We start from the raw sequence: 15,407 nt of genomic DNA on the forward strand, positions 1-15,407 counted from the left end.
ATCATCGTCGCCTTGGCAAACAAGTTAGCTCGCATTGTCTGGGCGGTACTTACTAAGAAGGTTGTTTACCAAGCTTGATTGATCGACGACTAAAGCAAGTTAATAGTTAAACGTCACGAGGTTGCGCAGACCATTAAGACCAAACAGATAAGATCGGTTCACTGAAACCTTACCCGCGCAGTGGCTCAACGAAGCCGTCCGGGAGATCAGGACAGTGGAAGCACATATCATAATGGCCGTGGCAAAAGCCAATTAACAGGTCGGATATAAGCGTGCAATCTCACTCTGAAACGTCGAAATGGCTTGCAACAACGGGACGGGGCCATATAAGCGCGGACGGCCCGTCCGCAACACCATCGCGGTTTAAACCGCTCCTACAGCCAGTTTCTATAGCAGCGATATCATTCACGAAACCGCATACCCAGCCCAAACGCCAGCCACAAAAAAGGGGCCCGAAGGCCCCGGCTCCCTCGTGAGGAGCTAAGTGTGTCGCGGGTAGCGACTGGGAGAGCTGACTATGGGTATGACGCCCGGTTCAAGTCAGAATTTGGTGCCCAAGGTCAGGTTGAGCTCGGATTCAACGGATTTGCTTTCCATGTCGTACGGCAGCACCATTTCCATCCAGAAGTAGGTCGATTCGGCTACGTCGATTTCGTACTTGGCCTGAAATTCAACGGTTTCGAATTCCATGTTGTTGCGGGTTTTGCTGTACAAACGAGTAACCGGCGCTTCCAGTTCCAGGTTCAGTTGGCCCGGGCCCGCAGCGGCAGCCCATTTAACGGTGGGTTCAATTTCAATTTCGTGCAGGCCCCACTCGTCTTTGCTGAGGTAGTCGACTTCAAGGTCGAAACCAAAACGCACGCCATGCTCGTTGGCCGGGGTATAGAAGAACCAGGTCAGTTCGGCGCTGTTCTGGCCAGACTGATAATTGTGGTACATCTCGTTGGTGAACATGTTGAAGTAGCCTTCTTCGGTCTTCCAACGGTAATCCTGTTGGAATTCCAGCAGCTTTTTGTCGCTGGCCGGGGCCGCTTCCGGGTCATATTCGTATTCAAAATGAACACCCAAACCACCGGTGCGGTAACGCAGCTGGGTTTCAAATTTGGTGTTACGGTTGCCTTGATCGTCAGTCACATTTTCCTGTTCCACCTGCGCGGAAAATCCGGCTGTGGCAGCAGAAGCACCCATTGCCAGTGCAGCAGCGAGGGTCATGTGAGTCATCATTGTGATGGTAGTTGTTTTCATGATCAGTACCTTTTTTATTGTTGTTTTGGCTTTGGAACCCCTGAACCGTTACGAACGGTTCAAAGAGTCCCGACGGCCAGCGTTTTACAACGTCTGCCGTTGGTGGAATCCTTTTCATCAGGCGCATAAGCCCCTGCCCTGCCCGGATTCATAAGTAGCAGGCATAACGGTCAAACGTGGTTGGGTTTAGCGTTTAAATCGTCAGGTCTAGCGTTTGCAGAAGTGGAAGGTCCCTTTTGGGAACCGACCGGGCAGCCTGCACACGGCCCGGCGGCTTGTTACCTTTTTACCGAGTCGGCAATCAGCCCTCGCCCTCTGTGGCAGCAGACTCCATGCCCGGAGTGCCTTTACCGGCAGATTTCTCCTTCAGGCTTTTGCGTAGTTCCAGCAGCTGTGGAACCACCAGCATCAGTACTGCAATAACCATGATGGTCAGAGTCAGCGGGCGCTCCCACAGGAAGCTGAAGCTGCCGTCAGAGAGCATCAGCGCTCGTGACAGATTGTTTTCCAGCAGGCCGCCAAGGATGTAACCCAGCAGCATCGGTGCCATCGGGAATTGCAGTAGTTTCAGGAAGATCGCTACCACTGTGATCAGCACCATCATTGTGATGTCGAAGGTGTTGAAGCTGACCAGATACACACCCGTCACAGAGAAGAACAGGATCATCGGGATCAGAATCTGGCTCGGGATCACCAACAGACGCGAAATGTATGGAATCAGCGGCAGGTTCAGAATCAGCAGTACCAGGTTGCCGAAGTACATGGAGATGATCACCGACCAGAACACGTCCGGGTTATCAACAAACAGGCGCGGACCTGGCTGAATGCCGTAGGCAATCAGAGCACCCAGCATGATCGCGGTGGTACCGGAACCCGGAATACCCAGCGTCAGCAGAGGTACGAAAGAACCCGTGGAAGCCGCGTTATTGGCAGATTCAGGCGCAGCCAGACCGCGCAGGGAGCCTTTACCAAACTTCAGCTTTTCTTTCGCAGACGCCAGGTTGCGTTCCATGCCATAAGCCAGGAAAGAAGCAATGGTGGCACCAGCGCCCGGCAGTACGCCGACCAGGAAGCCGAACACCGAAGAGCGACCAATGACCGGAGCAACGTCTTTCACTTCTTCCTTGCTCAGTTTCATCGAGCCCAGCTCGCTCATGTCAGCTTGCTGATCTTCGTGGCGGTGTTCGCCTTTCAGTACCGTCATGACCACTTCAGCCAGAGCAAAGGTCGCCATCGCCAGCAGCAGGAAGCTCACACCGTCAATCAAATCCACGGTGCCGAACGTGAAGCGTGGCGCACCCGACATTACGTCAGTACCTACGGTCGCAATCATCAAACCAAACACCGTCATCAACAACGCCTTGATCACCTGACCTTTACCAGCGAAAGCAGCCACCGCAGTCAGACCCAGTACCATCAAGGCGAAGTAGTCCGCCGATTGAAAACTCAGCGACACACTGGCCAGCGCCGGAGCGGCAAACAGCAGAATAATTGCGCCAATGGTACCGCCCGTGAAGGAGGAATAAGCCGCCAGTGCCAGCGCCTTACCAGCCTGGCGCTGTTGTGCCAGCGGGTAGCCGTCAAAGGTGGTTACCACGGTAGAGGCACAACCCGGCGCGTTAATCAGAATGGACGACGTTGAGCCACCAAATACCGCACCGTAATACACACCGGCCATCAAGATGATGCCGGACGAAGGGTCCAGACCGTAGGTGATCGGGATCATCAGGGCTACGGCAGAAATAGGGCCAAGGCCGGGCAACATGCCAATGAAGGTACCGGCGAAACAGCCAACCACCACCATCATCAGGTTGAATGGCATGACCGCGGTGGTCAGACCCGTGAAAATTCCATCCAGCATGGCATTAACCTCCCATCACGGATGCAAACAGTTTTCCCGGCGCCAGATAGATATCCAGCAGCTGCGACAGGGAAAACCAAATGAAAAATGCGAACGGCACAGAGCCGAGAAACAAGGTTTTGATGCGGCGTTCGCCCAGCAGCCAGAAGCCACTCACCAAAAACACAATGGTTGCCAACAAGAAGCCGAGCCATTCCAGCGCCAACGCAAACACCAGCACCGCACCCAGCAATTTAGCGACCAGGCCGAAGTCGTAACCTGCGAGCACCAGCTTGCCTTCTGGCTTACGTTCGGCGGTCACCAACATCACCAGCGACAGCACAACACCCAGCGCTGCGAGCGCGTCAGGCAAGGTGCGAGCATGGAACGGTTCCCATTCATCGCCAGGCAACAGTGGAATCTGCTGGCCGTAATAGCCATAAGCCACCGACAGCAACAGAAACACCAGACCGCCGATATGATCTTTGGTAAGTGTCATGGATTTACCTCACAGGTTGGTTGGCCCGTTGCCGGGCCGTTTTTACAGGGGGAATAAAAAAAGGAAATCACAGCGGTCTTGCTTGCAGGGAGAACGTCGCCACAAGTGGGGCACGACAACTCAACAACCGGCGGGCTTAAGGCCGACCATTAAAATTGCCAACGCTGTGATTTCCTGCACGGGTGGCCATCACCCGAAAACTTGCTGTTAACGCAGAAAACCCAGCTCACGCATCAGATCACCGATCACCTGTTCCTGGTTTTCCAGGAAGGCGACAAACTCAGCGTCCGGCTTGAACAGCTCAGACCAGCCGTTGCGGGCACGAATGGTTTCCCACTCATCGGTGTCGTACATTTTTTCCAGCGTGTCGGTGAATTCAGCAACCTGGGCATCAGACAAACCCGGTGCACCGAAGAAACCACGCCAGTTCACAAATTCCGCGTCGTAACCCAGTTCTTTCAAGGTCGGTACCTCTGGAGCAGAGCTGTTACGTTCGGCACCGGTCATTACCAGAATGCGAACTTCGCCTGCTTCGGCCAGTGCCAATGCTTCACTGAAACCGGTGGACAACACATCAGATTCACCCGACAGCAAACCCGCCATGGCTTTACCGCCAGCGTCATACGCTACGTAGCGCAGACCGCGTGCTTCACCACCAGCCGCTTTAAACGCCATGGCAGCAACCAGATGGTCCATGCTGCCGCGGGCTGAGCCGCCAGATACTTTTACCGATCGAGGGTTGTCGTTGAACTTCTTCGCCAGATCGGTGAATGAGTGGTATGGAGAGTCCTTACGCACCACGAAGGCGCCGTAGTCACCAATGGTGGCAGCAACTGGCGTCAGGTCGCGGAAGGATTGCGGGAAAATACCGGTCAGTGAGCGAATCACAATCGGCGTCGAATTCACCATCAGGGTGTCCTGACTCTGGTCCGCTGTTTCAATCAGTCGTGCAATGGCTTTACCGCCGCCGCCACCAGACAGGTTTTCAAACGATACTTCGTCAACCAGACCTGACTTTTTCAAAGCGTCGCCAGTACCACGAGCGGTGGTATCCCAGCCGCCACCTGCGCCGCCTGGCACCAGGAAGTGTACGGAGTCCAGTGCCATGGAAGACATGGAAGCGGCAGCTACAGAAGCGGCCAACAGAGAACGCAAAACAACCTTACGTGAAGAGGAAAATCTCAACATGGAATCACCCACTATTTTTAATATTTATTGTCGTGACCCATTCAAGGTACCCAGCGCCCAGCGCCGAAAACAGTTTCTGCAGATAAGTTCACTTAAAGAAAATAAAGGCAATTAAGTTCATATTGTTTACGGGCCTTTGATCGGCGAAGTCACTACCATTCGGAAAGCGTCCGAGAATAAAAACCATGAAACTGCTGAACCGCCTGAAACTGAAAAGCCGCATGATGCTGGTACTGGGACTGATTGCGCTGGTGCAAACCGGCTTTATCGGTGCCTTTGCCGTGCACTACCTGCAAACGTCACTGGAAGAACAAATCGGCCAGCGGGCGCTGGACGTGGCGCGCACGGTGGCTGCCATGCCGGAAATCATCACCGCCGTAAAACAGCGCAATACCACCAAACTACAGCCGTTGAGCCTGACACTGGCCGACCGCAGCCAGGCACGCTTTATTGTTATCGGCGACCACAACGGCATTCGCCTAGCCCACCCCAACCCGGAACGCCTGGGCAAACCCATGTGGGACGACGACGGTGACTACAACACCCCGGCACTGAAAGAAGGCCAGGGATATTTGTCATTGGCGGAAGGTAATCTGGGCTGGTCTATGCGCGCCAAGGCACCCATCTTTTCGGATCAGAACGATGAAATTGTGGGACTGGTATCGGTGGGTTATCGACTCACCCGGGTGGAAGAAATCATCGACCATTACCGCGTCACCCTGTTGCTGGTAATCGCCGCGTCTCTGGCCTTGAGCGTCGCCATTGGCATCTGGTTCGCGGGGCATTTCAAGAAAGCCATTTTTGGGCTGGAGCCCGAGGAAGTCGCCCGTATTGTCGAGGAACAGCGCGCCATTCTGGAATCGGTACGCGAGGGTATTATTGCCATCAACGACGAAGCCAAAATCACCACCGTAAACCACACCGCATTGGAAACCCTTGGCCTGCCAGAAGGTGAAAACCCGATTGGCAAACCGGTGCTCGAATTGCTGCCCGACACAGCCATGATCGAAGTGCTGCAAACCGGCGAACCCCAGTTCGACCAGGAGGTGTGGCGTCCGGGGCTCAATATTGTTGCCAACCGCATTCCGCTGCGCCAGGGCGACCGGGTAACCGGTGTGGTATCCAGCTTCCGCCGTAAAGACGAGTTGGCCGAAGTCAGCCGTAAACTGACTCGTATCCAGCAACATGCCGACACCTTGCGAGCCCAGTCTCACGAGTATTCCAACAAGCTGCATACCATTGCCGGGCTGATCCAGATTGGCTCCTACGAACAGGCGCTGGCGCTCATCGGCCAGGAATCCCGCAGCCATCAGGCGCTGATTACCCTGCTGCGCAACGCCGTACCCGACCCGATTCTGGCCGGCTGCCTGCTGGGCAAATACAACCGTGCCCGGGAAATGGGACTGGACCTGATCATCGACCCCAACAGCAGCATGTCGGAAATCCCAGCCAGCCTGCCGCGCGAACATCTGGTCAGCATCGTTGGCAACCTGATCGACAACGCGCTGGAAGCCACACTCAGGCATCACGGCCATGGCGGTAAGGTGGAGTTGATGATGACTGACTTTGGCGACCAACTGATGTTCGACGTCTCTGACCAAGGGCCGGGTGTAGCACCTGAAGAACAAGACAAGATTTTTGAGCGTGGCGTCAGCCACAAGAATGCCGAGGGTCACGGCATCGGTTTACATTTGGTGAAAACCTTGCTCGATAGCCTGGGAGGCGTGATTGAAGTGGAATCCAAAAGCGGCATGGGCAGTCACTTTATTGTTTACATCCCCAAACAGCTGCCACACTGAAGTTTCAAGCAGTAACTACACCCAGCACGACACCCAATAAATACGACGCACAACAACAAAAACATCAGCAACACGGATACAACCATGAGCCAGATTCGAGTCATCATTGCAGAAGACGACCCTCAAATCGCGGAAATCCAGAAGCGCTTTATTGAACGCGTCGAAGGGTTTGAACTGGTTGGATTGGCTCACGGCCTCGAAGAAGCTCGCGATTTGGCCGAAGTGCTGCAACCGGACCTGTTGCTGCTGGACGTACAATTCCCCACAGGCACCGGCCTCGACCTGCTGAAAAGCATCCGCGCCGAAGGCAACGCCGTCGACGTTATTCTGATTACCGCCGCCAAGGAAGTCAGCACGCTGAAAGAAGCCATGTTGTTTGGCGTGTTCGACTACATTCTCAAGCCGCTGGTATTCGACCGTTTGAAAGAAACGCTGGAAAACTATCAGAAGCATCGCGAACGTCTGAACAGCATGCAATCGCTGGCACAGCAAGATGTCGACAGTCTGATGCCCCGCTCAGGCAATGCCAACAACACAGGCACAGCAAACAACAACAGATTGCCCAAAGGCATCGACGGCCTGACCCTCGATAAAATCCGCAAAACACTGGCCGATCATCCCAACGACATCAGCGCCGAAGAAACCGCCCAAGCCATGGGCGCCAGCCGCGCCACCGCCCGCCGCTACCTGGAATACCTGGTGTCCACCGGCGAAATGACCGCCGAAATTCAATACGGCACCGTCGGCCGCCCCGAACGCCGTTACAAGGTGGTCGCGTTGCAGCAAGCCTAAACCCTTGTAGGAGCGAATTTATTCGCGAATAAATTCGCTCCTACAAGTACCAACACCGAACCTGCAAGGCGACAGCCCTGTAGGTTGCGCACTGCGCACCATGCGGAACTTACTTACACGCCATCGCGAATAAATTCGCTCCTACATGCAAAACCATCGCGAACGAATTTACTCCTGCCAGCCCCGCTGAAAACCAATGGCTTACTTGTACAATTTTTTATTAAACGCTCATTTAATAAAAATTTCACCTCTAACCTTTTCCTGACCTTCTGTGCCGATAAAACATCACTGAGCACGGCCTTACCACCCACAGTCGCCTGCGCCTCAATTCCTTTCATTTTCACTACAAGGCCGAAATAATGGGCTTTTATGCCTCCAAACGGCACTACAGAACAGACAATTGCCAATTAACTTTGAAGCTGTAATGAAAAAACGCTATCGTTAAACTAATTACAGCTGTAAACAAAAGGCCGTTATGACGACCGATCAAACCGAAGCCCCCATCAAACTGGAAGTTAAAAACCTGTACAAAGTTTTTGGCGCCAAGCCTCAGAAAGCCATGCAGATGCTCAAGGAAGGCAAAGACAAAGACGAAATTTTCGCCAAGACCGGCCAAACCGTCGGTGTAAAAGACGCTAACCTCAGCATTCGCGAAGGGGAAATTTTCGTCATCATGGGCCTCTCCGGCTCCGGTAAATCCACTCTGGTTCGTTTGCTGAACCGCCTTATCGAACCCACTCACGGTCAGGTTCTGATCGACGGCGAAGACGTCGCCGCCATGGACCAGCACCAGCTACGCGCAGTACGCCGCAAAAAAATCTCCATGGTGTTCCAGTCCTTCGCACTGATGCCCCACATGAACGTGCTCGACAACGCCGCCTACGGCCTCGAACTCTCTGGCGAGCCCGTTAACCTGCGCCACCAAAAGGCCCAGGCCGCATTGGAACAAGTGGGCCTTGGTCAGCACGGCAACTCCTACCCGGACGAACTGTCTGGCGGCATGCAGCAACGGGTGGGCTTGGCACGAGCGCTGGCCAACGACCCGGACGTGATGCTGATGGATGAAGCCTTCTCAGCACTCGACCCTTTGATCCGTACCGAAATGCAAGACGAACTGGTGAAGCTGCAACAAAACGACCAGCGCACCATCGTGTTTATTTCTCACGACCTCGACGAAGCCATGCGCATTGGTGACCGCATTGCCATCATGCAAAACGGCGAAGTGGTTCAGGTGGGCACACCCAACGAAATTTTGAACAACCCGGCTAACGACTACGTCAGTTCGTTCTTCAAAAACGTCGACGTGTCCAACGTCTTCACCGCCGCCACCCTGGTCGAAGGCTGTGACGACGAACTGCCTGAAATCGTTGCCGGCTGCAGCGCCGAAAGCGCCAGCGCTGCGATTGAATCCAGCAACAGCGACTACGCAGCAGTTGTCGATGCCGACAAACAGTTCATCGGCATTGTGTCCGCCGAAGAGCTGGCATCAGACCAATGCGACCAACTGCAACAAGCGGTCGACACCAGCACCAACGTCATCACCGCCGACACGCCTATCAAGGCCTTGATCGGCACCGTCGCCAGCAGCGACCACCCCATCCCCGTCACCGACGAAAACGGCAATTATCTGGGCAGCATCAGCAAAGCCCGATTGTTGGAAGCCCTGGATCGTGAGGAGGACGACGCACAATGAGCAACGAAACCAACAGCGCCAACGAGATGGCAGAAAACAACCCGTTCGCGACTCAGGCCGACAGTGCATCCACCGATGCTTCAGCGTCTGAAAGCAACCCGTTTGCAACCGCCGAAAGCAGCGACAACCCGTTTGCCACCGATGATGCTGTCGCCGACCCATGGGGCAACGCCGAACAAAGCTCGGAAGAAATTACCGCGTCTGAAAACTGGCTGAGCGCCGATACCAGCGAAGAAGTGCTGGAGCCCACCCTGCTGGACCCATTTCCGGAAGCCATTATTCCGCTGGGCGACTGGGTCGATACCGGTCTCGACTGGGTTGTTGCCAACTTCCGCCCGTTCTTTACCGCCGTAAAAGCGCCAATTGATGCCACGCTGAACAGCATTGAACTGCTGTTGAACGCCACACCGCCGCTGTTAATGATCGCCATTCTGGCACTGCTGGCCTGGCAGCTTTCTGGTAAACGTCTGGCCATCACCAGCGTGATTGGCTTGCTGTTTATTGGTGCTATTGGAGCCTGGTCTGAAACCATGGTGACGCTGTCGCTGGTGATCACCTCGGTGTTTTTCTGCGTGTTGCTGGGCATACCCATTGGCATCGCCATGGCCCGTAATGAAAAGCTCAACAGTATTCTGCGGCCAACCCTCGACGCCATGCAGACCACCCCTGCATTCGTGTATCTGGTACCCATCGTGATGCTGTTTGGCATTGGTAACGTACCGGGCGTGATCGTGACCATCGTGTTCGCCATGCCACCGGTCATTCGTCTGACCAACCTCGGTATCCGTCAGGTGCCGGACGACCTGATCGAAGCCTCACACTCATTCGGTGCCAGCCCCCGTCAGTTGCTGTTCAAGGTGCAGCTGCCGCTGGCCATGCCCACCATCATGGCGGGTGTTAACCAAACCCTGATGCTGAGCCTGTCGATGGTGGTGATTGCCTCGATGATTTCCGTTGGTGGACTGGGCCTAATGGTACTGCGCGGCATTGGCCGTCTGGACATTGGCCTCGCTACCATCGGCGGCGTTGGCATTGTGATTCTGGCCATCATCCTCGACCGCATGACCCAGGCACTGGGACAAGACTCGCGCTCGCGCGGCGTACGCCACTGGTATCAAACCGGCCCGGCCGCATTGGTGCTAAAACTGTTTAATCGCTCCTGAAACGTCGTAGCCGACCCTCAGCAACGTTCATAACCACAACACAAGGGAACAAAACCATGGGCACACTCAAGACTCTGAAGACCGTCAAGAAAGCCACCCTGGCCACAACCCTCGGCCTTGGCCTGGCCCTCACCAGCATGGCCAATGCCGCCCTGCCGGGCGATGGCGTATCAGTAACCGCCATGCATAGCCCGATTGCGGAAGAAAAATTCCAGACCATCATCGTCAACAAGGCGCTGGAAAAACTGGGCTACGACGTACAGCCAATCAAGGAAGTCGACTACTCCGCTGGCTACACCGCCATTGCCAACGGCGACCTGACCTACACCACCGTTAACTGGTTCCCACTGCACAACTCCATGTACAAAAACGCCGGTGGTGACAGCAAGTTCTACCGTAAGGGCGACTACATTTCCGGTGCCGCCCAGGGCTACCTGGTCGACAAGAAAACCGCCGACAAATACGGCATCACCAACATTGCCGACTTCAAAAAACCTGAAATTGCCAAACTGTTCGACACCAATGGCGACGGCAAGGCCGACCTGACCGGCTGCCAGGCAGGCTGGGGCTGTGAAGGCGTCATTGAACACCAGTTAGACGAATTCAAACTGCGTGGCACCATCGACCACAACCAGGGCGCATACTCGGCCATCATCTCCGACACCATCGCCCGTTATAACGATGGCCAGCCAATCTTCTACTACACCTGGACCCCATACTGGGTATCCGGCAAATTGGTTCCGGGCAAAGACGTGGTATGGCTGGAAGTACCATACTCTGCCAACCCGAACGGCACCGACACCAAACTGCCAAACGGTAAAAACTACGGCTTCGACATCAACTCCATGAAAATCGTCGCCAACAAAGCCTGGGCTGAGAAAAACCCGGCAGCCGCCAAACTGTTTGAAATCATCAAACTGCCAATCAACGCGGTATCTGCCGAAAACATGATGGTCGCCAACGGCGAAGACAGCGCCAAAGCCATCGAACGCCACGCCGACCTGTGGATCAAAGCCAACCAGAAGAAATTCAACGCCTGGATTGCAGAAGCCAAAAAAGCGGCCAAGTAACACACCGCCCAAAGGCTAAACTGCAAAAACAAAAACGCCCTGCAAGCATGCTTGCAGGGCGTTTTTTTATGAATGTCGGGTGTCGGGTGTCGGATGTCGGATGTCGGGTGTCGGGTGTCGGGTGTCGGGTGTCGGGTGTCGGGTGTCGGGTGTCGAGAGATATTGTGGGAGAGAGCTTGCTCTCGATAAACCCATCGGGAATAAATTCCCTCCTACAAAACAACCCTCAAACGCCACCCATATCCTGCTCGTCCTCACAAGCCATTGCCAAAAACAACTGCTCCCGAATCCAACGCTGGGCAGGGTCACGATGCACCCGCTCATGCCACGCCGCCAACTTGGTAAACCCCGGAATCGCAACCGGCGGCTCCAGGGTTACCAAACCATCAATACCCGCCACCAAACGCTCTGGCACCACGGCCAGCAAGTCACTGCCAGCCAACAACTCAGGGATGACCAAAAAACTGCTGACCGACACCATCACCTCACGTTCCACGCCCATCGCCTCTAACGCGGTATCGGTTACTCCCCGAAAGCCACCGCCAGAATACGACACCAAAGCGTGCTGCCATTGGCAAAATGCCGTCAGGTCCCAGTCCTGCTGCAACACCGGATGACCTTCACGCATAGCAACAACATAGCGCTCCCGGAACAACTTGCGACCTCGCCAATCCGGCTGGCAACTTTCTGGGGTCATCAAAGCCAAATGAATATCGCCGCGTTCCATCTTTTCCGTCAGTTCTGCATCCTGAACCGGCAGCAACGCCACCTGAATACCCGGGGCTTGCTGACGTAAACGCGACAACAACGGCAAACCAACCGCTCGCAAAGCGTAGTCCGTTGCGGCAATGGAAAACTGCATGTTCGCCGTCGCCGGATCAAACGCCTGCGGCTGCACCAGCGCCTCCGCATCGCGCAACAGGTTCTTCAACGGCGCAGCCAACTCCAACGCCCGGGTGGTTGGCACAATGCCGCGCTGGGTGCGGGTAAACAGAGGATCATCAAAGCTGTCGCGCAAGCGCGACAGCATGCCGCTCAGCGCAGGCTGGGTTACCCCTAAACGCTGCGCTGCACGGGTGACATTGCGTTCATCCAACAGCACATCCAGCGCCTTTAGCAGGTTCAGATCCAACGTTCGAATATCACGCATGTTCAACACCGAAAATTAAGTCAGTAAAGCTTGGCTACCGCCGTCATATTACGGCTCGCCAAACCGGCATCAATGCCCCGACGGAACACCTGCCAGGCAGTTTCAAGCATGGGTAATTCAGCCTGCGGATTGGCACTCACCACGTAACCGAAATCTTTCTCGATCAGTTCAACCGGAAACTGAGGCTGATCATCACCACTCTGCATAACGCTTGATAGAAAATGATCCACCGGCGCCCATACCGGCGTTGCGGCAACCGCCGACAAAACCCGAGCGGCATCCGTATTCTGGCCAACAGACAGACCATCCAACAGCCCATTCAATTCAGCCAGTACCGACACATGAACACCCAACAAGGCATTGGTAACCAGCTTTGCCAAGGTGCCGGAGCCAACAGCACCAACATGCTGAACCGCACTGCCCATGCGCTGCAACAGTGGCGTTGCCGTAGCAACATCATTGGCCTCACCGCCCACCAGATACACCAACTGGGCAGACTGCGCCGCCGGGCGAGAACCAGACACCGGCGCATCCAGCAACCCTACCCCAGCAGACGAACAAGTGTTAGCTAACTCGGCTACCCAGGCCACTGACAGCGTAGAGCTTTCGATAGCAAGCGCCCCGGAGCGCATTCGGGATAAAGCCCCCGAATCAGGATCACACCACACCTGCCGCGATGCATCGTCATCACGCACCATGCTGACAACCACATCGGCATGCTCGGCAGCCTCTGCCGGGGTATTCGCCCAGCGGGCACCGGCTTTCAGCAACGCATCGGCCGCTTCCGGTGAGCGATTCCAGACCACCAGTTCAATGTCTGGCACACACAAATGCGCCGCCATACGGAAGCCCATAGCGCCCAACCCCAAAAATGCCACTCGAGTCATGTTCATGCCCTCACTTCAGCTTATACATTAGGATCAAGCAGCGTTTTTAGCAGCACGAGCCGCCGCCACCAAACCGTCCAGCCACTCCTGATGACCATTAATCATCGGGTTTGGAACCGCAGCGGCCAGTTCCTTGGCAGGCTCACCATTCTGGGTTTCCTGAGTCAGAATGCGCACCCGTCCGCCATCGAGATCTTCCAGCAACCAGGCGTGGTGTACATCCAGACGAGTGTCGCCTTCACCAGCCCAACCATGCCAGGCCAAACGTGCAGGCTGACCAGCGACTGGCGCTACCGCCTCGACACAACGGGATTCCACCGGAAAACCAAACGTCTCGAAATAGAAGCGGTCGCCTTCGGCCATAGCCGGGCCCTTGTCATCGTAAAACCGTGGATTAGCTGAATTCTTGTAGTAAACCGGCCACTCGGATGGCGCAACCAACAACGGCCACACATCAGCAACAGACAGGCCCGCAACAATCACCTCGTTGGAGCAAAAGTTATCGCAAAAACCCGGAACAAAGCCTTCAGGCCAAACAATGGAATTCATAAACACCTCTGATAAACCTCGCCACAGCCTCTCTGCAGCGACCATTAAAGTGTGCGACCCACCGGGTTATAAGACCAATCGCAGTTCAGGATAACCACGATAAGAAAAGCATATATCAGAAAAAGAACCACGCCATTACAGTGACCGCTGACAAGCACCAAAGGACTGAATCAACCGCTGAAACAACACCGGCGTAGCGGGTAAATCCGCCACATGGCGACTCAAACACGTGTGCGCCTCGGCCCGAACTCGCTCGGTTTTGCCGTTCAACTCGTTGCACACATTCACCGGCGCAATCAACTCATCCAGATCGGCATCGACCACAATGCACGCCTGCGCCAGCACGATTTTTTCACCGCCAGACTTCAACATCACCCGCTGTGCCGTGCCCACCACCTTCTGCCCCGCCACATTCAAATTGTAATCGCCGTCACAGTACGAAAATGGCGTCGCATGGGCCGCCACCGGCACACCAAACGACTCGAAAAACATCGCCAACGGCCGACACAAATCCTCATAGCCCAGGCGGGTGGAATACTCCTCCTGCCCCTTCCACACATAAATATGCGACACATTAATCACCCCCGCATGCTGCGGAACCGGCGCACCACCGGTACGGCGAGACAACATATCCCAACCGGAAGATTCCAACTGCGACACCAACTCAGGCAACGCCTGCCAGCTGCGACTGGCCGGCAACACCAACGTCTGCCCTGCTGGCCGCCACAACAACAAACACTGCTCCAACGCACCGCCCTGAACCTGCTTGATTAACTCCGCCTCACGCTCAAACGCCTGCGCAACACGCGCACTCGCAAGCTGCACAATCTTTGGCTTCAACGACAACCCACCCACCATGGCAAACCTCAACCCAGCATTTAATGAAAATGATATTCAACAATAATAACCACAAGACCAGCAAACTACCCCAATCAACGCAGGGAGCGGTTATTCGAGGCGTTGAATTGGCTGTATTCAGCACACCGTAGGATGCCAATAGCCGAAGGCGTATTACATCGAACCGCCAGGCTCCCAAACGCATTCGCACAGAACCACGCGGGGTGTGCACTGCTCATCTCCAGCCATCCATCGAATACATAACGAATAGCTACAACGAAGACTTAGCAAAACATCCAACAACGCCCAAAAATGTGGGGAGCGTCAGCTAAAAGCGTCGAATGCTCAAATGGATTGAGGTTTATCCCCGAGGGCACGGGGAACGCTATCTTGATTTGTAGTCAGAGCCGTTGTCGGTCGGTTTATCCCTGCAGGTACGGGGAACGCGCATCAACGCAATATCAGCATTTAGAGCATAACGGTTTATCCCCGTGAGCACGGGGAACGCTTCCACGTCCTCAACCACAAACAGCGGCTTGTCGGTTTATCCCCGCAGGTACGGGGAACGCGACACTCCGGCCAATTCAGCCAACTGGCTCTGCGGTTTATCCCCGCAGGCACGGGGAACGCGAAGAAGGCGCCTACATCGACAGCATGATCGACGGTTTATCCCCGCAGGCACGGGGAACGCTTTT

14 protein-coding genes are annotated in these 15,407 nt (G+C 55.1%); 6 read left to right on the forward strand and 8 right to left on the reverse strand.

Annotated elements, in window-relative coordinates; translation table 11 throughout:
- Window positions 1–540: 540 nt before the first annotated feature.
- The 4 genes from G516_RS0112915 to G516_RS0112930 all read right to left on the reverse strand — a co-directional run bounded on the left by G516_RS0112915 (window position 541) and on the right by G516_RS0112930 (window position 4,772).
- Window positions 541–1,245 carry a hypothetical protein gene (locus G516_RS0112915; protein WP_028294005.1) on the reverse strand — a complete coding sequence of 235 codons (705 nt, stop codon included), beginning with the start codon at window positions 1,243–1,245 and terminating at the stop codon, window positions 541–543.
- 301 nt (window positions 1,246–1,546) lie between these two features.
- Window positions 1,547–3,106 carry a tripartite tricarboxylate transporter permease gene (locus G516_RS0112920; protein ID WP_028294006.1) on the reverse strand — a complete coding sequence of 520 codons (1,560 nt, stop codon included), beginning with the start codon at window positions 3,104–3,106 and terminating at the stop codon, window positions 1,547–1,549.
- A gap of 4 nt (window positions 3,107–3,110) precedes the next feature.
- A complete protein-coding gene (locus G516_RS0112925) occupies window positions 3,111–3,584 on the reverse strand; it encodes a tripartite tricarboxylate transporter TctB family protein (protein ID WP_028294007.1) in 474 nt (157 codons plus the stop codon).
- A gap of 207 nt (window positions 3,585–3,791) precedes the next feature.
- Entirely contained in the window at window positions 3,792–4,772 is a 981-nt protein-coding gene (locus tag G516_RS0112930) for a tripartite tricarboxylate transporter substrate binding protein (protein WP_028294008.1), read from the reverse strand.
- Here G516_RS0112930 and G516_RS24875 point away from each other — a divergent pair.
- The 6 genes from G516_RS24875 to proX all read left to right on the forward strand — a co-directional run bounded on the left by G516_RS24875 (window position 4,690) and on the right by proX (window position 11,289).
- A complete protein-coding gene (locus G516_RS24875; RefSeq protein ID WP_169449541.1) occupies window positions 4,690–4,887 on the forward strand; it encodes a hypothetical protein in 198 nt (65 codons plus the stop codon). The two genes, G516_RS0112930 and G516_RS24875, sit on opposite strands and share 83 nt — an antisense overlap.
- Before the next feature lie 70 nt (window positions 4,888–4,957).
- Window positions 4,958–6,571 (forward strand): ATP-binding protein, encoded by a 1,614-nt coding sequence (locus tag G516_RS0112940; RefSeq protein ID WP_028294009.1) that lies wholly within the window; start codon window positions 4,958–4,960, stop codon window positions 6,569–6,571.
- Window positions 6,572–6,655: 84 nt separating this feature from the next.
- Window positions 6,656–7,363, forward strand: a complete 708-nt coding sequence (locus G516_RS0112945; protein WP_028294010.1) for a response regulator — start codon at window positions 6,656–6,658, stop codon at window positions 7,361–7,363.
- Between the two features lie 475 nt (window positions 7,364–7,838).
- Complete coding sequence (gene proV, locus G516_RS0112955; RefSeq protein WP_028294012.1) at window positions 7,839–9,056, forward strand: glycine betaine/L-proline ABC transporter ATP-binding protein ProV; 1,218 nt, start codon at window positions 7,839–7,841, stop codon at window positions 9,054–9,056.
- Window positions 9,053–10,219: a glycine betaine/L-proline ABC transporter permease ProW gene (gene proW, locus G516_RS0112960; protein ID WP_028294013.1), complete on the forward strand. Its 1,167-nt coding sequence runs from the start codon at window positions 9,053–9,055 to the stop codon at window positions 10,217–10,219. The genes proV and proW overlap by 4 nt, the downstream gene beginning before the upstream one ends.
- Before the next feature lie 56 nt (window positions 10,220–10,275).
- The gene (proX, locus tag G516_RS0112965; protein WP_051219406.1) at window positions 10,276–11,289 is read left to right on the forward strand and encodes a glycine betaine/L-proline ABC transporter substrate-binding protein ProX; all 1,014 of its coding nucleotides are present in this window, start codon (window positions 10,276–10,278) and stop codon (window positions 11,287–11,289) included.
- A gap of 226 nt (window positions 11,290–11,515) precedes the next feature.
- Here proX and G516_RS0112970 read toward each other — a convergent pair whose 3' ends face one another.
- The 4 genes from G516_RS0112970 to G516_RS0112985 form a co-directional block, all read right to left on the reverse strand.
- Window positions 11,516–12,439: a LysR family transcriptional regulator gene (locus G516_RS0112970; RefSeq protein WP_028294015.1), complete on the reverse strand. Its 924-nt coding sequence runs from the start codon at window positions 12,437–12,439 to the stop codon at window positions 11,516–11,518.
- A 20-nt stretch (window positions 12,440–12,459) separates the two neighbouring features.
- Window positions 12,460–13,332, reverse strand: coding sequence for an NAD(P)-dependent oxidoreductase (locus G516_RS0112975; RefSeq protein ID WP_211225117.1), 873 nt, complete (start codon window positions 13,330–13,332; stop codon window positions 12,460–12,462).
- Between the two features lie 27 nt (window positions 13,333–13,359).
- The gene (locus G516_RS0112980; RefSeq protein ID WP_028294017.1) at window positions 13,360–13,875 is read right to left on the reverse strand and encodes an SRPBCC domain-containing protein; all 516 of its coding nucleotides are present in this window, start codon (window positions 13,873–13,875) and stop codon (window positions 13,360–13,362) included.
- A 135-nt stretch (window positions 13,876–14,010) separates the two neighbouring features.
- Window positions 14,011–14,721 (reverse strand): lipoate--protein ligase family protein, encoded by a 711-nt coding sequence (locus tag G516_RS0112985; RefSeq protein WP_028294018.1) that lies wholly within the window; start codon window positions 14,719–14,721, stop codon window positions 14,011–14,013.
- Window positions 14,722–15,407 lie beyond the last annotated feature (686 nt).

Source organism: Oceanobacter kriegii DSM 6294 (assembly GCF_000422845.1).
Classification (GTDB): Bacteria; Pseudomonadota; Gammaproteobacteria; order Pseudomonadales; family Oceanobacteraceae; genus Oceanobacter; species Oceanobacter kriegii.